The organism is Phaeacidiphilus oryzae TH49, from assembly GCF_000744815.1.
GTDB lineage: Bacteria > Actinomycetota > Actinomycetes > Streptomycetales > Streptomycetaceae > Phaeacidiphilus > Phaeacidiphilus oryzae.
The window spans coordinates 5,489,208-5,509,352 of sequence record NZ_JQMQ01000005.1 but is presented as its reverse complement, the minus strand read 5'-3'; the positions used below and the strand labels follow the sequence as shown (position 1 = coordinate 5,509,352).

The following is a 20,145-nucleotide window of genomic DNA, read 5'->3' as shown; positions in this document are numbered from 1 at the left end:
CGCCCGTGTCCACCACTTTCAACGAGCCGTCGCCGACGCCGCTGGCCCTGCTCCTGCTCGGCGGCCCGCAGCCGACCGCCGATCCGGCCACCGAGCGCGGCGTGGAGTGCCCGGGCGAACTGCCGCCCGCCTCCGATCCGGAGCTCGTGGCCCGCGCCCGCGCCGCCAAGGAGCAGCTCGGCGACCGGGTCTTCATCCTCGGCCACCACTACCAGCGTGACGAGGTCATCCAGTTCGCCGACGTCACCGGCGACTCCTTCAAGCTGGCCCGGGACGCCGCCGACAAGCCGGAGGCCGAGTACATCGTCTTCTGCGGCGTCCACTTCATGGCCGAGAGCGCGGACATCCTCACCACCGACGCCCAGCGGGTCGTCCTGCCGGACCTCGCCGCCGGCTGCTCGATGGCCGACATGGCCACCGCCGAGCAGGTCGCGGAGTGCTGGGACGCCCTCAGCGACGCCGGGATCGCCGACAGCGTGGTGCCGGTGTCGTACATGAACTCCTCCGCCGACATCAAGGCCTTCACCGGCCGGCACGGCGGCACCATCTGCACCTCCTCCAACGCCAGGCGGGCCCTGGAGTGGGCCTTCGAGCAGCGCGGTCCGCAGACCAAGGTGCTCTTCCTCCCCGACCAGCACCTGGGCCGCAACACCGCCGTCCGCGAGCTGGGCCTCTCGCTCGACGACTGCGTGGTCTACAACCCGCACAAGCCGAACGGCGGCCTGACGGCGGAGCAACTGCGGGACGCGCGGATGATTCTGTGGCGCGGACACTGCTCCGTGCACGGAAGGTTCACCCTGGAGTCGGTCAACGAGGTGCGCGAGCGGATCCCGGGCGTCAATGTCCTGGTGCACCCGGAGTGCCGGCACGAGGTGGTGGCCGCGGCCGACCAGGTCGGCTCGACGGAGTACATCATCAAGGCGCTGGACGCCGCCGAGCCCGGCAGCAAGTGGGCCGTCGGCACGGAGCTCAACCTGGTCCGGCGGGTGGCCAGGCAGCACCCGGACAAGGAGATCGTCTTCCTCGACCGCACGGTCTGCTACTGCTCCACCATGAACCGGATCGACCTGCCGCACCTGGTCTGGGCCCTGGAGGAGCTGGTCGCCGGACGGGTGCCGAACGTGATCACCGTCGACCCGGAGACCGAGAAGTACGCGCGGGCCGCGCTGGACCGGATGCTGGCGCTGCCGTAGCCGGACGGCGGAGCGAGCGGAGACGGCGGAGGGCCGCCCGGGAATCCGGGTGGCCCTCCGCCGTCCGTACCGCGGCCGCTCAGGTCCGCTCGCTCAGCTCCGCGCTCGCTGCTCGCTCAGGTCCGCGCCCGCTGCTCGCTGCTCGCTCAGCCGGGGATCAGCCCGTCGTCCCGCAGCAGCGCGCGTACCTCCTCGAGGGTGGCCTCCTCGTACGGCAGGCTCGCGTCCGAGGGGACCAGGGTCTCCGCCGGCACCGGCTCGCCGCCGGACCGGACCGCCGCCAGCAGCGCGGTGAGGTTCGACCGGAAGGCCGCCTCGTCGCCGGACTCGACCGCCGCGAACACCGCGTCGTCGAGCTTGTTCAGCCCCTCGACGAGGGACTCGGGGATCTCGAACTGCCCCTCCCCCATGATCCGGACGATCATCGGAGTCTCCCTCACTTGTCGTAACGCGGCTGGTCCTGGGGCTCCTGCGACGGGGCCGGCGACTGGCTCTGCGCCTGCGAGGCCTGCGCCGCGCCGTTGCCGTTCCCGTTGCCGCTCCCGGCGCCCTCGGTGCCCTTCTCCAGCGCCTGCCGCTCCTCGGAGGGGCCGCCGGACAGCTCGGCCTTCATCCGCTGGAGCTCCAGCTCGACGTCGCTGCCGCCGGCCAGCCGGTCCAGCTCGGCGGTGATGTCGTCCTTGCGCATCCCCGTCGGGTCGTCCAGCGCGCCGGAGGCGAGCAGTTCGTCGATCGCGCCCGCGCGGGCCTGCATCTGCGCGGTCTTGTCCTCCGCGCGCTGGATGGCCAGGCCGACGTCCCCCATCTCCTCCGAGATGCCGGAGAAGGACTCCGAGATCTGCGTCTGGGCCTGGGCGGCCGTGTAGGTGGCCTTGATGGTCTCCTTCTTGGTGCGGAAGGCGTCCACCTTGGCCTGCAGCCGCTGGGAGGCGAGGGTGAGCTTCTCCTCCTCGCCCTGCAGGGCCTGGTACTGCGTCTGCAGATCGTTGATCTGCTCCTGGATCCCGGAACGCCGGGTCAGGGCCTCCCGCGCCAGGTCCTCGCGGCCGAGCGAGAGCGCCTTGCGCCCCTGGTCCTCCAGCTTGGAGGACTGCTGCTGGAGCTGGGTGAGCTGCAGTTCCAGACGCTTGCGCGAGGTCGCCACATCGGCCACTCCCCGGCGGACCTTCTGCAGCAGTTCCAACTGCTTCTGGTAGGAGTAGTCGAGTGTCTCGCGCGGGTCCTCCGCGCGGTCCAAGGCCTTGTTCGCCTTGGCGCGGAAGATCATTCCCATCCGCTTCATGATTCCGTCGCCCATGGGCCTCGCGCGCCCCCTTCTCCGGCGTGCCGGTTGCTGTACTGCTCAGACTACGGGGCGCAGACCATCCACGGCAGCGACCCTGCCGGGAACAAGCCTGCTACATCCCGGAGGGCAGCGGCGTCATCCGCGCGATCGATCCGGCCCCCAGGGCCCTCGGCCCCAGGGCGGAGCACCGGACGTCCGCATAGCCCACCCAGCCGACCCCCTGGGGTTTCGCCCCCGCGAGCACGTACTCTTTACCCGTGTTCCGACGCCGTTCCGAGGATGCCTCCTCCGCCACCGCCGTGGCCGACGAGGCCGATAAGCCTGTCCGCGACCCCCAGGCGCCCAAGGGGAGGCCGACGCCGAAGCGCAGCGAGGCCGAGGCCAGCCGCCGCACCCGGGCCGCCTACACCGCCAAGTCCGGGAAGGAGGCGGCGCGGGACCAGCGCACCCGCGCCCGCACCGAGCGGGAGAAGCAGCGCCTCGCCATGATGAACGGCGAGGAGCGGGCGCTGCCGCCGCGGGACAAGGGCCCGGTGCGCCGGTTCTGCCGGGACTACGTGGACTCGCGGTTCACCGTCGCCGAGTGGTTCCTGCCGCTCGCGGTGATCATCCTCCTGCTGAGCGTGATGCGGGCGCCGGGACTCCAGTCGATCACCCTGCTGCTGTGGCTGCTGATGATCGTCGTGATCGTGCTGCAGTCGGCCTTCATCGGCTTCCGGCTGCGCAAGGCGCTGCGCGCCAAGTTCCCGGACAAGGGCCCCGGCGAGTTCCGCGGCGCGGTCGGCTACGCCCTGATGCGGACGCTTCAGATGCGCCGGCTGCGGCTGCCGAAGCCGCAGGTGAAGCGCGGCCAGAAGCCGTAGCCTTCGGGCGGCCCGGGAGAACGGGGCCGCCGGAGGCGTGATCTTCCGGTCCCGGATGGGTAGCGTCGGCCGCATGGAGTTCCGTCACCTCGGCCGCAGCGGCCTGATGATCAGCGAGATCGCCTACGGCAACTGGCTCACCCACGGCTCGCAGATCGAGGAGGACATCGCCGCCGCGTGCGTGCATGCCGCCCTCGACCAGGGCATCACCACCTTCGACACCGCCGACGTCTACGCCGGCACCCGCGCCGAGTCGGTGCTCGGCCGGGCGCTGAAGCACGAACGGCGGGACGGCCTGGAGATCTTCACCAAGGTCTTCTGGCCGACCGGGCAGGGCCGCAACGACCGGGGCCTCAGCCGCAAGCACATCATGACCTCGATCGACGCCTCGCTGAAGCGGCTGCAGACCGACTACGTCGACCTGTACCAGGCGCACCGCTTCGACCACGAGACGCCGCTGGAAGAGACCATGGAGGCCTTCGCCGACGTGGTCCGGGCCGGTAAGGCGCTGTACATCGGGGTCTCCGAGTGGACGGCCGAGGAGATCCGGGCGGCGCACGCCCTCGCGCGGGAGCTGCGGGTGCAGCTGGTCTCCAACCAGCCCCAGTACTCGGCGCTGTACCGGGTGATCGAGGCCGAGGTCGTGCCGGCCTGCGAGGAGCTCGGGATCGGGCAGATCGTCTGGTCGCCGATCGCGCAGGGCGTGCTGACCGGCAAGTACCTGCCGGGGCGGCCGGCGCCGGCCGGGAGCCGGGCCACCGACCCGAACGGCGGGGCGGGCGCGGTGGAGCGCTTCCTGCGGGACGACGTGCTGGAGCGGGTGCAGCAGCTGGTGCCGCTGGCGAAGGAGGCGGGGCTGACCATGCCGCAGCTGGCGGTGGCCTGGGTGCTGCGGAACCCGAACGTGTCGGCGGCGATCGTCGGCGCCTCGCGCCCGGAGCAGGTCGCCGAGAACGCCGGCGCGGCCGGCGTCCGCCTGGACGCCGAGCTGATCGCCCGGGTCGACGAGATCCTCTCCCCGGTGGCCCTGACGGACCCGGCCCTCACCGGCTCGATGTCTCCGAAGACCCGCCCCTGACGGAGTCGCGGGCCTCCCCGATCAGCCCTGAGGGCTCGTAGGGGGCGCGGGGAACCGCGCGGCCCGCGCGCAGCGGTGCCGCTGCCGACCGCGGCACCCTGCGCGCGGGCACAGAGAGCGCGGAAAGCTCAGGCCCCGTCCCCGTCCCCACCCTCGTCCTCGTCGCCGTCGGCGGCGGCCAGGGGCATCGGACCGTAGATCTTCGTGCTGTCCTCCAGGAGGACCACCTGGTCAACCCCGTTCTCCAGGAGCTGCTTCCAGGACTCGCCGAGCCAGGACTCCGCGTCCCCCTGGGTGGGGAACTCCTCAGCGCCGTCGGACACCTCCGCCGGAGAGCCGTCGGCCTTCTCGTACCGCCACGTCCACACCATGTCCCGGAGGCTACCAGCGAGAATGCGGTCATGAGGATCTTCTGGGAGCAACTTCCGAGCGGCACCCGCCGGTTCGGCGTCGAGCTCGGGCGGAAGCGGGCGCAGGCGCCGGCCGCACCCCGGCGGACGCTGCTGCTCGGGGGCGCGCGCTCGGGCAAATCCGCCACCGCCGAGCGGATGCTGACGGATCGTCAGGACGTCCTCTACGTGGCCACCGGCGGCACCCGGGAGGGTGACGAGGAGTGGGCCCGCCGGATCGCCCTCCACCGCGAGCGCCGCCCGGCGCCCTGGCGCACCGCCGAGACCTGCGCCCTCGAGCCGCTGCTCGGCGACCGCACCGATCCGGCGCCGGTCCTGGTGGACTGCCTCTCGCTGTGGCTGACCGCCGTCATGGACGAGGTCGGCGCCTGGGACGACGAGGCCTGGTACCGCGGCGGGGCGCGGGACGCCCTGCGCGCCCGCACCCGGGCCCTGGTGGAGGCCTGGGCGGCGTCCCCGCGCGAGCTGGTCGGGGTGAGCAACGAGGTGGGCAGCGGGGTGGTGCCGGCGACCGCCGCCGGCCGCCGCTTCCGCGACGAGCTCGGCCGGCTGAACGCGGCGGTCGCCGGCGCGAGCGAGCAGGTGCTGCTGGTGGTCGCCGGGCAGGTACTGCCGCTCCGCGGCCCGGGTGCGCCGCGATAGCCTTCCGGGCGATGGACACGACTCTCGATCTCGACGAGTTCTCGACGCTGGTGGTCCGGCCCGAGGACGAGTACCGCCAGGCCGCCGACGAGCGCTGGGCCGCACTCGAAGGGCCGCGCGCCGGCCTCGGGCAGCTGGAGAAGCTGGGCTCCTGGCTGGCCGCCGTACAGGGCCAGGTGCCGCCGCGCCCGATCGACCGGGCCAAGGTGCTGGTCTTCGCCGCCGACCACGGCGTCGCGCGGCTCGGCGTATCGGCGCTGGCACCGGACGCCACCGGGCGCCTGGTGCGCTCGGTGCTGGACGGGGAGGCGGCGGTGTCCGTCCTCGCCCGCCGGTTCGGCGCCTCGCTCCGGGTCGTCGACGTGGCCGTCGATCTGGAGGAGGAGCTGCCGAACGGCGTCTCCCGGGACCGGGTCCGGCGCGGCTCCGGCCGTACCGACGTCGAGGACGCCCTCACCCGGGAGGAGGCCGAGGCGGCCTTCCGGCTGGGGATGCGGCTGGCCGACGAGGAGGCCGACTCCGGCACCGACCTGGTGCTCCTCGGCGACCTCGGGGTCGGCTCGACGACCGTGGCGGCGGCGCTGATCGGCGCGCTCTGCGGGCTGGACGCGGCATCGGTGACCGGTCGCGGCTCCGGGATCGACGACAACGTGTGGATGGTGAAGTGCGCCGCCGTGCGCGACTCCATGCGCCGGGCCCGGCCGCTGCTCGGCGAGCCGCTGGAACTGCTGGCCGCGGTCGGCGGCGCGGACTTCGCGGCGATCACCGGCTTTCTGCTGCAGGCCGCGGTGCGCCGGCTGCCCGTGCTTCTGGACGGGGTCGTCTCGGCGGCCTGCGCGCTGGTCGGGCAGCGGATCGCGTTCCGCGCGCCGGAGTGGTGGCGGGCGGGCCAGAGCAGCGGCGAGCCGGCCCAGGCCAAGGCGTACGAGCGGCTCAACCTGGAGCCGCTGCAGGCGCAGACCGTCCGGGTGGGCGGCGGCGCCGGCGCGCTGATGTCGCTGCCCCTGCTGACGGCCGCCTCCAGCCTGCTGGCCGAGCTGCCGCTCGCTCCGTGAGCGAACAGCCCCGGGCGAGCCTTTCGGACGGCCTCCGTTTCGCCTTCGGCACGCTGACCGTCTTCCGGGTGCGGGTCACCCGCTGGGACCGTCCCGCGGCGGGGCGGGCGATGCTGCTGGCGCCGCTCGCGGGGCTCGCCGTCGGCCTCCTCGCCGCCGCCGTCGGGGCCGGGATCTTCGCGCTCTCCGGGGCCGCCACCCTGGCCGCGGTCGCGGCGGTGGCCGTGCCCGCGGCGCTCACCCGCGGGCTGCATCTGGACGGACTCGCGGACACCGCGGACGGGCTCGGCTCCGGCAAGCCCGCCGAGGACGCCCTGCGGATCATGAAGGCCTCGGACATCGGCCCGTTCGGCGTACTGTCGCTGATTCTGCTGATGGGCGGTCAGATCGCGGCCGTGCAGCAGGAGTTCAGCGCCGGCGGGACCGCGCGCGGGGCCGCCGCGGTGCTGCTGGCCGCGGTCGCCGGGCGGGCCGCCCTCGCCTGGGGCTGCGCCTCCTTCGTACCCTCCGCCCGCCCCGAGGGGCTGGGCGCCGCCGTGGCCGGCACCGTCCGCCCGGCCGCCGCCGCGGCCGCGACCCTCCTCTGCGCCGCCGCGCTGGCCACGCTCGGCTACGGGACGGGGAGCACCCGCGGGGCGCTCGCGCTGGGAGCGGCCGCGCTCGCCGGCCCGGCCTGCGCCGGTCTTCTGCTCCGCCGCTGCGTCCGCAGGTTCGGCGGCATCACCGGCGACGTCCTCGGCGCCCTGGTGGAGACCTCGGCGACGGCGGCGCTGGTCGCGGCCGTGCTGGCCGGCCTCTCCTGACCTCAGGAAACGGGCTGACACCCTGCTCAGGGGTGCCCGGATACGCGCCTGTCAGATGGCCTTCGGCAACGATCTGACGAGTACTCAGATCGGGGTCGCGCAGAATTTCCCCGGACACCCGGATTAGAGTTGCGCGGAGCGCGGAGCGACCGGACACCGCCGGACTCCGACGGGGCCCGGCCCACCCTGCCGGAGGACCCGCACACACCCCATAAAGAACAGGACGACGTTTCCGTGACTGCTGTCTCTCTGAGTACCTCCACCGCGGCCGCGCTGCGCGCGGACGCCGTCGTCGTGGCCGTGGCCAAGGGCCCGAAGGGCCTCGTCCTGGCGCCTGGCGCCGAGACGGTCGACGAGGCGTTCGGCGGGAAGCTCGCCGATGTGCTGAAGACTCTGGGCGCGACCGGCGCCGAGGGCGACGCGGTCAAGCTGCCCGCCCCGGCCGCCGGTCTGAAGGCCCCGCTGGTGCTCGCGGTCGGCCTGGGCGGTGCCGACGACGCGGAGGACGGCGTCTACCCGGCCGAGGCGCTGCGCCGCGCCGCCGGTGTCGCCGCCCGTACCCTGGCCGGCACCAAGAAGGCCGCGTTCGCGCTGCCCGCCGGCGACCCCGACTCGGTCGAGGCGGTCGTCCTGGGCGCGCTGCTGGGCGCCTACTCCTTCGACGAGTACAAGGCCGAGCCGAAGAACGGCGACGGCGGCAAGGGCCCCCTCGGCGAGATCGCCGTGGCCGGCACCAAGCGCGGCGACAAGGCGGCCCGGGCCGCCGTGGACCGCGCCGTCGTCCTGGGCGAGGAGATCAACCGCGCCCGCGACCTGATCAACATCCCCTCCAACGACCTGAACCCGAAGGCCTTCGCCGCCACCGCGCAGTCTGTCGGCAAGGCGCACGGCCTCAAGGTCGAGGTGCTGGACGAGAAGGCGCTCACCAAGGGCGGCTTCGGCGGGCTGATGGGCGTCGGGCAGGGCTCTCAGAACCCGCCGCGGCTGGTCCGCGTCGCCTACACCCACCCCAAGGCCAAGCGGACCGTCGCACTGGTCGGCAAGGGCATCACCTACGACTCGGGCGGCATCTCGCTGAAGCCGGCCGGCCACAACGAGACCATGAAGTGCGACATGTCCGGCGCCGCCGCCGTGCTGTCCGCGGTCTCCTCGGCGGCCCGGCTCGGCCTCCAGGTGAACGTCACCGGCTGGCTGGCGCTCGCCGAGAACATGCCGTCCGGCTCGGCCACCCGCCCCGGCGACATCCTGCGGATGTACGGCGGGAAGACCGTCGAGGTGCTCAACACCGACGCCGAGGGCCGCCTGGTGATGGCCGACGCGATCGTCAAGGCCGGCGAGGAGCAGCCGGACGTCATCGTCGACGTGGCCACCCTGACCGGCGCGATGATGGTGGCGCTCGGCCCGCGCACCTTCGGGATCATGTCCAACTCGGACGCGTTCCGCGAGCAGCTGCACGAGCTGGCCGCCGACGGCGGCGAGGAGAGCTGGCCGATGCCGCTCCCGGCCGACCTGCTGGAGGGGATGAAGTCCCCGGTGGCGGACCTGGCCAACGTCGGCGGGCGGATGGGCGGCGGGCTCTCCGCGGGCCTCTTCCTCCAGGAGTTCGTCGCCGAGGGCATCACCTGGGCGCACCTGGACATCGCCGGCCCGGCCTTCAACGAGTCCGGCGCCTGGGGCTACACCCCGAAGGGCGGCACGGGCAGCGCGGTGCGCACGCTGGTCGGCCTCGCGGCTGCCGCCGCGGAGGGCGAGCTGTCGCTCTGACGCTTTGCGCGTGATCGGGGCGCGGGGAACTGTGCGTCGGCGGCTGCGGGTCGGCGGACGGCTGGGCGCGCAGTTCCCCGCTCCCCTTGAGTTGCTTCGCAACTCCCGGGGCGCCCCCGGAGTCGCGGCCCGAAGGGCCTGCGCATCAGGGGCGCGGGGAACTGCGCGTCCAGCCCGCTACGGGCCCGCAGCCGCCGGCGAACCCTCCGTTGACGCCCCTCCTGCGCAGCAGGATTGGCCCCGGAGCGGACCGTCTGGTTGACTGATCGATCACATTGGGGGGCCGGGGACGAACCGCGGCAGCGGTAGGTGCGAAGATGGGTTTCCGGCATGAGTACCCGGTAGGGATCCGCCGGGCATACGCACCCAGCTATGGAGGACGTGACGTGGCGAACGACGCCGGCACCGTTTTCGACTTGGTCATTCTCGGAGGCGGGAGCGGCGGCTATGCCGCGGCCCTCCGCGGCGCTCAGCTCGGGCTGAACGTCGCCCTGATCGAGAAGGACAAGCTGGGAGGCACCTGCCTGCACCGCGGCTGCATCCCCACCAAGGCGCTGCTGCACGCGGGCGAGGTCGCGGACCAGACCCGTGAGGCCGCCGAGTTCGGCGTCCAGGCCGCCTTCCAGGGCATCGACATCAACGGCGTCCACAAGTACAAGGACGGCGTCGTCTCCGGCCTGTACAAGGGCCTGCAGGGCCTGGTCGCCTCCCGCAAGGTGACCTACATCCAGGGCGAGGGCCGGCTCTCCTCCGCGACCTCGGTGGACGTCAACGGCGAGCGCGTCGAGGGCCGCCACATCCTGCTGGCGACCGGCTCCGTGCCGAAGTCCCTGCCGGGCCTGACCATCGACGGCAACCGGGTCGTCTCCTCCGACCACGCCCTGGTGCTGGACCGCGTGCCGCAGTCCGCGATCATCCTGGGCGGCGGCGTGATCGGCGTCGAGTTCGCCTCCGCCTGGAAGTCCTTCGGCGTGGACGTCACCATCGTCGAGGCCCTTCCCCACCTCGCCCCGCTCGAGGACGAGAACTCCTCCAAGCTGCTGGAGCGCGCCTTCCGCAAGCGCGGCATCAAGTTCGAGCTCGGCGCCCGCTTCTCCGGTGTGGATTACACCGAGAACGGCGTCCGCGCCTCGCTGGAGAACGGCAAGCAGATCGAGGCCGAGCTGCTGCTCGTCGCCGTCGGCCGCGGCCCGGTCTCGCAGGGCCTGGGCTACGAGGAGGCCGGCGTCGCGATGGACCGCGGCTACGTCCTCGTCGACGAGTACATGCGGACCAACGTCCCGACCATCTCCGCCGTCGGCGACCTGGTCCCGACCCTCCAGCTCGCGCACGTCGGCTTCGCCGAGGGCATCCTGGTCGCGGAGCGCCTGGCCGGGCTGCAGACCGTGCCGATCGACTACGACGGCGTGCCGCGGGTGACCTACTGCAACCCCGAGGTAGCGTCGGTCGGCGTCACCGAGGCCAAGGCCAAGGAGCTCTACGGCGACGACAAGATCGTCGTCCAGAAGTACAACCTGGCCGGCAACGGCAAGAGCAAGATCCTCAAGACCGCCGGCGAGATCAAGCTCGTCCAGGTCAAGGACGGCGCCGTGGTCGGTGTGCACATGGTCGGCGAGCGGATGGGAGAGCAGGTGGGCGAGGCCCAGCTGATCTACAACTGGGAGGCCCTGCCCGCCGAGGTCGCCCAGCTGATCCACGCCCACCCCACCCAGTCCGAGGCACTCGGCGAGGCCCACCTGGCCCTGGCCGGCAAGCCGCTGCACGCGCACGACTGATCGCGCAGGACACGCAACCATCAACCCGCACGCATCAACAAGGAGCAACTGAAACCATGGCGGTCTCAGTAACACTGCCCGCGCTCGGCGAGAGCGTGTCCGAGGGCACCGTCACCCGCTGGCTCAAGGCCGAGGGTGAGCGCGTCGAGGCCGACGAGCCGCTGCTGGAGGTGTCGACCGACAAGGTGGACACCGAGATCCCGGCCCCGGCCTCCGGCATCCTGGCCTCCATCAAGGTCTCCGAGGACGAGACGGTGGAGGTCGGCGCCGAGCTCGCGATCATCGACGACGGCTCCGGCGCCCCGGCCGCCTCCCCGGCGCCGGCCGCTGCCGCTGCCGAGGCCCCGGCCGCCGAGGCCCCCGCCGCCCCGGCTCCTGCCGCCGAGCCGGCTCCGGCCGCCGCTCCGGCCGCCGAGGCCCCCGCCGCCCCGGCGGCGCCGGCGGCTCCGGCCCAGTCCGGTGGCGAGGCCTCCGGCACCCCGGTGCTGCTGCCCGCCCTGGGCGAGTCCGTGACCGAGGGCACCGTCACCCGCTGGCTCAAGGCCGAGGGCGACACCGTCGAGGCCGACGAGCCGCTGCTCGAGGTCTCCACCGACAAGGTGGACACCGAGATCCCGGCCCCGGTCGGCGGCGTGCTGCTGAAGATCAGCGTGGCCGAGGACGAGACCGTCGAGGTGGGCGCCCAGCTCGCGGTGATCGGTGCTCCGGGTGCCGCTCCGGCGGCTGCCGCGGCCCCGGCCGCGCCGGCGCCCGCCGCCGAGCCGACCCCGGCGCCGGCGCCCGCCGCCGAGCCGACCCCGGCGCCCGCCGCTCCGGCTGCTCCGGCCGCCCAGGCTCCGGCCCCGGCCGCCGCTCCCGCTCCGGCCGCTCCGGCTCCGGCGGCTGCCGCTCCGGCGCCCGCGCCGGCTCCGGCCGCGCCCTCGGCCCCGGCCGCGCCGGCCGCGCCGAAGGCTCCGGCCGAGGAGGGTCCGTACGTGACCCCGCTGGTGCGCAAGCTCGCCGCCGAGCAGGGCGTCGACCTGGGCGCCGTGCAGGGCACCGGCGTCGGCGGGCGGATCCGCAAGCAGGACGTGATCGCCGCCGCCGAGGCCGCCAAGTCGGCCGCTCCGGCCGGTTCCTCGGCCGCCTCCGGCGCGCCGAAGGCCCCGACCACGGTCGCCGCGGCCTCCCCGCTGCGCGGGCAGACCGTCAAGATGACCCGCATGCGCAAGGTCATCGCCGACAACATGCTCAAGGCGATGCAGACCACGGCCCAGCTGACCACGGTCGTCGAGGTCGACGTCACCAACATCATGCGGCTGCGGGCCAAGGCGAAGAACGACTTCCAGGCGCGCGAGGGCGTCAAGCTGTCGCCGATGCCGTTCTTCGTCAAGGCCGCCGCCGAGGCGCTGAAGGCCCACCCGGTGATCAACGCCTCGATCAACGAGGCCGAGGGCACCATCACCTACCACGGCGTCGAGAACATCGGCATCGCGGTGGACACCGAGAAGGGCCTGATGGTCCCGGTCATCCACGAGGCGGGCGACCTCAACATCGCCGGCATCGCGAAGAAGACCGCGGACCTGGCCGCGCGCACCCGGGACAACAAGGTCAAGCCGGACGAGCTGTCCGGCGGCACCTTCACCGTCACCAACACCGGTTCGCGCGGGGCGCTCTTCGACACCCCGATCTTCACCCCGCCGCAGGTGGCCATCCTGGGCATCGGCGCCACGGTGAAGCGGCCGGTCGTGGTCTCCTCGCCGGAGCTGGGCGAGACGATCGCGGTCCGGGACATGGTGTACCTGGCGCTGTCCTACGACCACCGGATCGTGGACGGGGCGGACGCGGCGCGCTTCCTGGGCGCGCTCAAGGCCCGCCTTGAGGAGGGCGCGTTCGAGGGCGACCTCGGGCTCTGAGCGATCCCGGCCTCGGCCGGGAGGGCCGGCTGACCGGCCGTCAGACGGCGTTCCATCCCTCGCGGGGGGTGGGGCGCCGTTCGGTTTCTCCGCCCGCCGCGCCCGTTGCCTTCCCCACCTTCCGGGGAGGGCCCCGGGCCCCCGTCGGCGTCTGCGGGTGGGTGGTGGGCTGGGCGCGCAGTTCCCCGCGCCCCTTGAGTTGCTGCGCAACTCGCGGGGCGCCGGATTTCGGCTCCCAGCCCACCACCCACCCGCCTCGTCGCCGGTGCGGGAAGGGCCACGGGGAAATCACCTGCCCGCCGTAGCGATTTGACTCGCGCGCGACCGCCCGACGTTGCACGCTTGACCGCGTGATGTACGAGACGGACTTCTGGCAGATCATCGACGAGACCCGGGACCGCGCCGAGGGGGACCCCGTCGACCACGCCGACCTGCTTGTCGACCGCCTCGTCCAGTGCGAGCCGGACGACGTCGTCGACTTCGCGCGCCTCTTCGACGCGCGCTTCCGCCGCGCCTACCGCTGGGACCTGTGGGGCGCGGCGCACCTGCTGCTCGGCGCCGCGGACGACGACGCCTTCGAGTGGTTCCGCTGCTGGCTGATCGGCCAGGGCCGGGAGGTCTTCGAGGGCGCCCTCGCCGACCCCGACGAGCTGGCCGAGCTGGTCCCCGACTTCGACGAGGAGCAGGACGGCGACGCCGAGGAGTTGGGCTACGCCGCCGACGAGGCGTACGAGACCCTGACCGGTGGTCCGCTGCCCGACCTCGGCCTGGGCGCCGAGCCCGCCGACCCGGAGGGCACCGCCTTCGACTTCGAGAATCCGACCCTGATGGCGGAACGTTTCCCTCGCCTGTGGGACCGCTACGGCGGGGACGCGAACGCCTGACACCGCGTCACGGCGCCGCTCAGAGCAGCCGCCGGCCCATCAGCACGTCGTCCACATAGCGACCGTCCAGCAGGAACTCCTCGGGCTGGACGCCCTCGACGGCGAAGCCGCAGGACTCGTAGAGCCGCCGGGCGGCGAGGTTGTGGGCGAGAACGTGGAGGGTGATCCGGCGCGCTCCCTGGCCGCGCGCATGCGCGCAGGCCGCCTCGACCAGCCGCCGGCCGATCCCGGCGCGGCGGGCCCGCTGGACCACCACCAGGCCGTGGATCGCCCGCACATGGGCGTTGCTGGCCAACGGCGTCGGCGGCACCACCCGGATCCAGCCCACCGGCTCCCCGGCCTCCTCGGCGACCAGATAGTCCTCCGGGCGGTGGCCCTCGTCGAAGAAGGGCGCGCCGGCTTCCCGGCGGGGGCCGACGTCGCTGACCGGGGACCAGCTGCGGCGGTCCAGCTCGGCCAACGCCGGGCCGTCCTCCGGGCGGGAGAGGCGGATAGCGAGGGAGGCCGGCGGGGCTGGGGTGGTGTCCATGGGCGGATGCTAACCCCGCGCGAGGAGACGCGATCTCCACGCGATCGGAACACCGGCCCTGTTGACGTCGTCCCGGCTGGGGCCAATCCTGGCACGCGGACCGGAAACCCCCGATCTACCTCGGAACAGCGCGATCAAGCCGTCGGCGGCGCGAAGCAGGTACGAGCAGAGGGGTGCGGCTGGTGTCGGTTCCCGTGATCACGGTGCGGAATCTCTGGAAGGTCTTCGGCCCGCGGGCCGAACGGGTCCCCCGCACCCCGGAGTTGAGCGCACTGGACCAGGCCGGTCTGCGGGCCAGGACCGGGTGCGTGGCGGCGGTCCGGGAGATCGGCTTCGAGGTGGCGGCCGGCGAGGTCTTCGTGGTGATGGGCCTCTCCGGCTCCGGGAAGTCCACCCTGGTGCGCTGCCTGACCCGGCTGGTCGAGCCGACCGCCGGCGAGGTGCGCTTCCAGGGCGAGGACGTCCTCGGCAAGGACGAGCGCGCGCTGCGCGAGCTGCGGCGCACCCGGTTCTCCATGGTCTTCCAGCACTTCGGCCTGCTGCCGCACCGGCGGGTGCTGGAGAACGTGGCGTACGGGCTGGAGGTGCGGGGGACGCCGAAGAAGCAGCGGCTGGCCCGGGCCGCGGAGGTGACCGAGCTGGTCGGGCTGGCCGGCAACGAGCAGTCGTATCCGCATCAGCTCTCCGGGGGGATGCAGCAACGCGTCGGCCTGGCACGGGCGTTGGCCTCGGACCCCGAGGTGCTCTACTTCGACGAGCCGTTCTCCGCGCTGGACCCGCTGATCCGCCGGGACATGCAGAACGAGGTGATCCGGCTGCACCGGGAGGTCGGCAAGACCATGGTCTTCATCACCCACGACCTGTCCGAGGCGCTGAAGCTGGGTGACCGGATCCTGATCATGCGGGACGGCGCGGCGGTGCAGATCGGCACCGGCGACGAGCTGGTGGGCGCGCCAGCCGACGAGTACGTGCGGGACTTCGTCCGGGACGTCTCCCGGGCCGACGTCCTCACCCTGCGCTGGATCATGCGTCCGGCCGTCCCCGAAGACCCGTTGGACGGGCCGGAGTTGGGGCCGGACACGGTGATCCGGGAGGCCGTCCGGCCCGTGCTGGCCTCCGGCGGGCGGCCGGTGCGGGTGACCGCGGGCGGGGAGCTGCTCGGGGTGGTCGGCGAGGAGGAGATGCTGGCCGTGCTGGCCGGAGCCGACCACGCCGGACGCGAGAGCGAGGCGGCGTGAGCGGCTCGGCGTCGCCCGGCGGCTCGGCGTCGGCCGGCGGCACTGCGTCGGCCGGCGGCTCGGCGTCGGCCGGCGGCTCGGCGTCGGCCAGCGGCACCGCGTCACCCGGCGGCTCGGCCTCACCCGGCGGCTCGGCGTCGGCCAGCGGCACCGCGTCGCCCGGCGGCTCGGCGTCGGCCAGCGGCTCAGCGTCGGCCGACGGCACCGCAATGCCCGACGGCTCGGCGTCGGCCGGCGGCACCGCGTCACCCGGCGGCACCGCAATGCCCAGCGGCCCAGCGTCGCCCAGCGGCACAGCGTCACCCGGTGTGACGGCCACGGCGGGCGGGGCCGCCGAGGCGGCGCCGTGGCAGCCCGCGTGGCTGCGGGGCGTGCCGGGACGGGAGCGGCGGAGGCGATACACACTGGGCGCCCTGGCCGCCGTAGTACTCCTCTGGCTGGTGCTCTTCGTGCTGCTGCACGGCCACGACACCCTCTCCCTCGCCACCGCCGACACCACCTCACTCCACAACGACATCAACGACTTCAACAGCGGCATCAGCGACACCCGCGACTCCAACCCGTTCTTCGTCTACTTCCTCAACGGCGTCCGGACCGGCGTCGGCCAGTTGGTGACCTTCTTCCAGGCGCTGGTCTCCCAACCGGCACTGGGCCGTCCGCTGCCACTGGTGGGCTGGCTCGGTGTGGTCGCGGTGGGCGGCTTCGTCTCCTGGGTGGCGGGGAACCTGCGGGTGGCTCTGCTGTGCGTCGGCGGGCTGGTCCTCATCGGCCTCCAGGGGCTCTGGCAGCCGGCCATGGACACCCTGGCACTGACCTCGGCGTCGGTGCTGATCTGCCTGGTCGTCGGGATCCCGCTGGGAGTGTGGGCGGGACTGGACCGGCGGTTCGAGCGGGTGGTCACCCCGGTGCTCGACTTCATGCAGACCATGCCGACCTTCGTCTACCTGGCCCCACTCACCCTGTTCTTCCTGATCGGACCGGCCACCGGGACGATCGCCACCCTGATCTACGCGATGCCGCCGGTGATCCGGCTGACCGCGCACGGCATCCGCTCGGTGCCGGTGGAGACCCGGGAGGCGGCCGAGTCGCTGGGCTCCACCCGCTGGCAGGTGCTGCGCAAGGTGCTGCTGCCGATGGCCGCCCGGACGGTGGTGATCGGCGTCAACCAGACCATCATGGCGGCTCTCTCGATGGTGACCATCGCGGCACTGGTCGCCGCGCCAGGGCTGGGGCAGACAGTGGTCCAGGCTCTGGAGTCGCTGGACGTCGGAACGGCGTTCAACGCGGGCCTGGCGATCGTGGTGCTCGCGGTGGTGCTGGACCGGGTGACCACAGCGGCGAGCGTGCGGGCGGGGGCGGCCCGGGGCGAGGGGGCCGGCGGCCCCGCGAGGGGACCGGCCTGGGCGCGTACGCGGATCGCGCGGCGGGCACTGGTCGGCGCGGGGGCGGTGGCCACCCTCGTCTGCGTCTACCTCTCGTACACCTATCTGGAGCTGGCCCGGTTCCCCGGCGGGGTGGACCTCGGCACACCGATCGTCCACGCCGCCGACTCGGTGACGGGCTGGGTGCAGGGCAACCTCTCCGGAGCGACCGGGGCGGTCAAGGACTTCGTCAGCGCGGCCGGGATCGACCCGCTGCAGTCGCTGCTCGACGACTCGCCGTGGTGGCTGACCTGCTGCGCCGTCGCGGCCATCGCACTGCTGGTGGGCGGCGCCTGGGCGGCGGTGACCTCGGTGGTCTGCCTGGGCCTGATCATCGGCAGCGGGGTCTGGCAGGACGCGATGGACACTTTGGCGGCGACGCTGCTGGCCACGGTGGCGGTGGTGGTCCTGGGACTCGTCTTCGGGGTCTGGATGGGCCGCAGCCGGCGCACCGACCGGGTACTGCGCCCGGTGCTGGACGCGGCGCAGGTGATGCCGCCGTTCGTCTACCTGGTGCCGTTCATCGCGCTGTTCGCGGCGACTCGGTTCACCGGGGTGATCGCGGCGGTGCTGTACGCGGCGCCGGTGGCCATCAAGATCATTGCGGACGGGGTGCGGGGAGTCCCGGCGGAGACGGTGGAGGCGGCGCTGTCCTCCGGCTCCAGCCCCTGGCAGATCGTCACCAAGGTGCAGCTGCCGATGTCGCTGCGGACCGTCGCCCTTGCGGTCAACCAGGGGCTGATCTACGTGCTGTCGATGGTGGTGGTCGGCGGCCTGGTCGGCGGGGGCGCGCTGGGCTACGACGTGGTCGCGGGCTTCTCCCAGCTCAGCCTCTTCGGCAAGGGGCTGGCAGCGGGCGTCGCCGTCGTCCTGCTGGGCATCACCCTCGACCGCATCACCCAGGGCGCGGCGGGCGCGGGGGCGCGGGTGAGCCCCGGCAGCGGGCCCGAGGGGCCACGTCGGGGGCGCGGGCCGAGGCAGGCGGCCCCCCGAGGCAGGACGCCCCGAGGCAGCGGCCCGAGGCAGGACGACACGACGAAAGGAACAGCATGCGGATAGCGCGAAGAGGGCGGGCAGTCGCCGTCGCGGCCATCGGCGGAGCTCTCGCGCTGGCGGCGGCCGGCTGCAGTGGGGCGAAGGTGGGGTCCACCACCGCCGCCGGCGGCAGCGGCAGCGGCAAGGCCGCCTGCGGCACGGTGAACCTCGCCGACAACCCCTGGGTCGGCTACGAGGCCGACGTCGCCGTCGTCTCGTACCTGGCGAAGACCAGGCTCGGCTGCGACGTCCAGATCAAGCACATCACCGAGCAGGTCTCCTGGCAGGGCTTCGCCACCGGCCAGGTGGACGCGATCCTGGAGAACTGGGGCCACGACGCCCTGAAGAAGCAGTTCATCACCGACCAGCACGCCGCTCAGGAGCTGGGCCCGGACGGCCTCCAGGGCGTCATCGGCTGGTACCTGCCGCCGTGGATGGCCAAGGCCTATCCCGGCATCACCGACTGGCACAACCTCGACAAGTACTCCCACCTCTTCGTCACCTCGGAGTCGGGCGGCAAGGGCCAGCTGCTCGACGGCGACCCCTCGTACGTCACCAACGACGCCGCCCTGGTCACCAACCTCCACCTGGACTACAAGGTGGTCGAGGGCGGCAGCGAGACCGCGCTGATCGAGTCCTTCCGGACGGCGCAGGCGCAGCACAAGCCGCTGCTGGCCTACTTCTACTCACCGCAGTGGTTCCTGAACGAGGTGCCGCTGGTGAAGGTGAACCTGCCGAAGTACACGCCGGGTTGCGACGCCGTGCCGTCCAAGGTCGCCTGCGACTACCCGGCGTACGACCTGGACAAGATCGTGTCGAGCAAGTTCGCCTCGGCCGGCGGGCCTGCCTACAAGCTGATCAAGAACTTCCAGTGGACCAACGCCGACCAGAACACCGTGGCCAAGTGGATCGCGGTGGACAAGATGTCCGACGACGCGGCGGCGAAGAAGTTCCTCGACGCCAACCCGCGGCTGGCCCAGCAGTGGCTGGCCGGGACCGGCGCGAGTTAGCCGCGAGGCCCTACCGCGATCCGGGGCGCGGGACTGCGATGATGGCCGCATGCGCTTCGCGATCACCGGGTCCAGTGGGCTGATCGGATCGGCCCTCGTCCGCTCCCTCCTCGCGGACGGGCACGAGGTGGTGCGGCTCGTCCGCCGGGAGGTCCGTCCGGGCCCCCGGGCGGACGGCAGCACCGAGTCGGGCTGGGACCCGAACCGCCAGTGGGTGGACACCGCCGGGCTGGCCGGCGTCGAGGCGGTGGTCCACCTGGCCGGTGCCGGCGTGGGCGACCGCCGCTGGACGGAGTCCTACAAGCGGGAGATCCGGGACAGCCGGGTCCTCGGCACCTCGGCGCTCGCCGAGGCCTGCGCGCAGCTGGAGACCCCGCCGCGGGTGCTGGTCTCGGCCTCCGCGGTCGGCTGGTACGGCCAGACCGGTGACCGGGAGATCGACGAACTCTCGCCGCCCGGACGGGACTTCCTGGCCCGGGTGTGCGTGGAGTGGGAGGAGTCCGCGGCCCCCGCCGCGGAGGTCGGGGTGCGGGTGGTGCACCCGCGTACCGGACTCGTGGTGTCCGAGCGCGGGGGCGCGTTCGGCCGGCTCTTCCCGCTCTTCAAGGCGGGTCTGGGCGGGAGGCTGGGCGACGGGCGGCAGTACTGGTCGTGGATCTCGCTGCGGGACGAGATCGCGGCGCTGCGCTTCCTGGTCGAGAACGAGGCGATGGAGGGCCCGGTGAATCTCACCGGCCCCGCGCCGGTGACCAACGGCGAGCTGACCAAGGCGCTGGGCCGGGTGCTGGGGCGGCCGACCCTCTTCGCCGTGCCGGGGCCGGCCCTGAAGCTGGCGCTGGGTGAGATGGCGGTCGAGGTGATCGGCTCGCACCGGGTGCTGCCGCGGCGGCTCGCCGAAGCGGGATTCCGCTTCGCGGACACCTCGCCGGAGTCGGCGATCCGGGCGGCGCTCGGCCGCTGACCGGGCGCAGCATGGGCGCACGAGCGCATGTGATGGGCGCATGGACCTGAAGTCACTACCCCATGCAGTCAGCCGCGCCCCGAACGGACTCCGGGCCGAACAGAGTGTCATCACCCACGAATCGCATCCCCAATCGGTTGTCTGACCGCCGCACCGACCGGGCATCAGAGAGGCTCAGAGAGCCCTTTCGTAGGGCGTGAACGGGAACTCCCCGGTGCGGGGACGGAACGCGCCGGGTCGAGGGAGGGAGACCCGTGCCCGCAACGCGCACGCACGAGCCGTACCAGCACGAGCCGTACCAGCA

At 73.1% G+C, this 20,145-nt stretch carries 17 protein-coding genes and 1 pseudogene; 14 read left to right on the top strand and 4 right to left on the bottom strand.

What is annotated here, in order from left to right; translation table 11 throughout:
• Positions 1-5 precede the first annotated feature (5 nt).
• Entirely contained in the window at positions 6-1,193 is a 1,188-nt protein-coding gene (gene nadA, locus BS73_RS28255; protein WP_037577196.1) for a quinolinate synthase NadA, read from the top strand.
• 146 nt (positions 1,194-1,339) lie between these two features.
• Here the strand turns inward: nadA and pspAA are convergent, their stop codons facing one another.
• Together pspAA and BS73_RS28245 are read right to left on the bottom strand one after the other, a co-directional pair.
• Positions 1,340-1,618, bottom strand: a complete 279-nt coding sequence (gene pspAA / locus BS73_RS28250) for a PspA-associated protein PspAA (RefSeq protein WP_037577194.1) — start codon at positions 1,616-1,618, stop codon at positions 1,340-1,342.
• Between the two features lie 11 nt (positions 1,619-1,629).
• Positions 1,630-2,475, bottom strand: coding sequence for a PspA/IM30 family protein (locus BS73_RS28245; protein ID WP_037581487.1), 846 nt, complete (start codon positions 2,473-2,475; stop codon positions 1,630-1,632).
• Between the two features lie 260 nt (positions 2,476-2,735).
• Here BS73_RS28245 and BS73_RS28240 point away from each other — a divergent pair, with 260 nt between their 5' ends.
• Positions 2,736-3,341: a DUF3043 domain-containing protein gene (locus BS73_RS28240; protein WP_037577192.1), complete on the top strand. Its 606-nt coding sequence runs from the start codon at positions 2,736-2,738 to the stop codon at positions 3,339-3,341.
• 73 nt (positions 3,342-3,414) lie between these two features.
• Positions 3,415-4,419, top strand: a complete 1,005-nt coding sequence (locus tag BS73_RS28235) for an aldo/keto reductase family protein (protein WP_037581484.1) — start codon at positions 3,415-3,417, stop codon at positions 4,417-4,419.
• Positions 4,420-4,547: 128 nt separating this feature from the next.
• On the opposite strand, the gene BS73_RS28230 is transcribed toward BS73_RS28235, so the two are convergent.
• The gene (locus tag BS73_RS28230; protein WP_051940966.1) at positions 4,548-4,790 is read right to left on the bottom strand and encodes a hypothetical protein; all 243 of its coding nucleotides are present in this window, start codon (positions 4,788-4,790) and stop codon (positions 4,548-4,550) included.
• Between the two features lie 108 nt (positions 4,791-4,898).
• Here BS73_RS28230 and BS73_RS28225 point away from each other — a divergent pair.
• The 7 genes and pseudogenes from BS73_RS28225 to BS73_RS28195 all read left to right on the top strand — a co-directional run.
• Positions 4,899-5,471, top strand: a pseudogene (locus BS73_RS28225) (bifunctional adenosylcobinamide kinase/adenosylcobinamide-phosphate guanylyltransferase); the annotation flags it as partial.
• 11 nt (positions 5,472-5,482) lie between these two features.
• Entirely contained in the window at positions 5,483-6,526 is a 1,044-nt protein-coding gene (cobT, locus tag BS73_RS28220) for a nicotinate-nucleotide--dimethylbenzimidazole phosphoribosyltransferase (protein ID WP_037577190.1), read from the top strand.
• Complete coding sequence (locus BS73_RS28215) at positions 6,523-7,329, top strand: adenosylcobinamide-GDP ribazoletransferase (RefSeq protein WP_037577188.1); 807 nt, start codon at positions 6,523-6,525, stop codon at positions 7,327-7,329. The genes cobT and BS73_RS28215 overlap by 4 nt, the downstream gene beginning before the upstream one ends.
• Positions 7,330-7,563: 234 nt before the next feature.
• Positions 7,564-9,093 (top strand): leucyl aminopeptidase, encoded by a 1,530-nt coding sequence (locus tag BS73_RS28210; protein ID WP_037577186.1) that lies wholly within the window; start codon positions 7,564-7,566, stop codon positions 9,091-9,093.
• Between the two features lie 386 nt (positions 9,094-9,479).
• On the top strand, positions 9,480-10,868 hold the full coding sequence (lpdA, locus tag BS73_RS28205) for a dihydrolipoyl dehydrogenase (RefSeq protein ID WP_037577184.1): 1,389 nt from the start codon (positions 9,480-9,482) through the stop codon (positions 10,866-10,868).
• Positions 10,869-10,924: 56 nt separating this feature from the next.
• Positions 10,925-12,763, top strand: coding sequence for a 2-oxoglutarate dehydrogenase, E2 component, dihydrolipoamide succinyltransferase (gene sucB, locus BS73_RS28200; protein WP_037577182.1), 1,839 nt, complete (start codon positions 10,925-10,927; stop codon positions 12,761-12,763).
• A gap of 353 nt (positions 12,764-13,116) precedes the next feature.
• Positions 13,117-13,647, top strand: coding sequence for a DUF4240 domain-containing protein (locus tag BS73_RS28195; protein ID WP_037577180.1), 531 nt, complete (start codon positions 13,117-13,119; stop codon positions 13,645-13,647).
• Between the two features lie 19 nt (positions 13,648-13,666).
• Here the strand turns inward: BS73_RS28195 and BS73_RS28190 are convergent, their stop codons facing one another.
• The gene (locus BS73_RS28190; RefSeq protein ID WP_037577178.1) at positions 13,667-14,176 is read right to left on the bottom strand and encodes a GNAT family N-acetyltransferase; all 510 of its coding nucleotides are present in this window, start codon (positions 14,174-14,176) and stop codon (positions 13,667-13,669) included.
• Between the two features lie 182 nt (positions 14,177-14,358).
• Between BS73_RS28190 and BS73_RS28185 the strand changes: the two genes are divergently transcribed.
• From BS73_RS28185 to BS73_RS28170, 4 genes are all read left to right on the top strand, one after another.
• Positions 14,359-15,414 carry a quaternary amine ABC transporter ATP-binding protein gene (locus tag BS73_RS28185; RefSeq protein ID WP_407675071.1) on the top strand — a complete coding sequence of 352 codons (1,056 nt, stop codon included), beginning with the start codon at positions 14,359-14,361 and terminating at the stop codon, positions 15,412-15,414.
• A 371-nt stretch (positions 15,415-15,785) separates the two neighbouring features.
• Complete coding sequence (locus BS73_RS28180; RefSeq protein WP_235215742.1) at positions 15,786-17,894, top strand: ABC transporter permease; 2,109 nt, start codon at positions 15,786-15,788, stop codon at positions 17,892-17,894.
• A complete protein-coding gene (locus BS73_RS28175) occupies positions 17,891-18,880 on the top strand; it encodes an ABC transporter substrate-binding protein (RefSeq protein ID WP_235215741.1) in 990 nt (329 codons plus the stop codon). The genes BS73_RS28180 and BS73_RS28175 overlap by 4 nt, the downstream gene beginning before the upstream one ends.
• 49 nt (positions 18,881-18,929) lie before the next feature.
• On the top strand, positions 18,930-19,841 hold the full coding sequence (locus BS73_RS28170) for a TIGR01777 family oxidoreductase (RefSeq protein WP_037577173.1): 912 nt from the start codon (positions 18,930-18,932) through the stop codon (positions 19,839-19,841).
• Positions 19,842-20,145 lie beyond the last annotated feature (304 nt).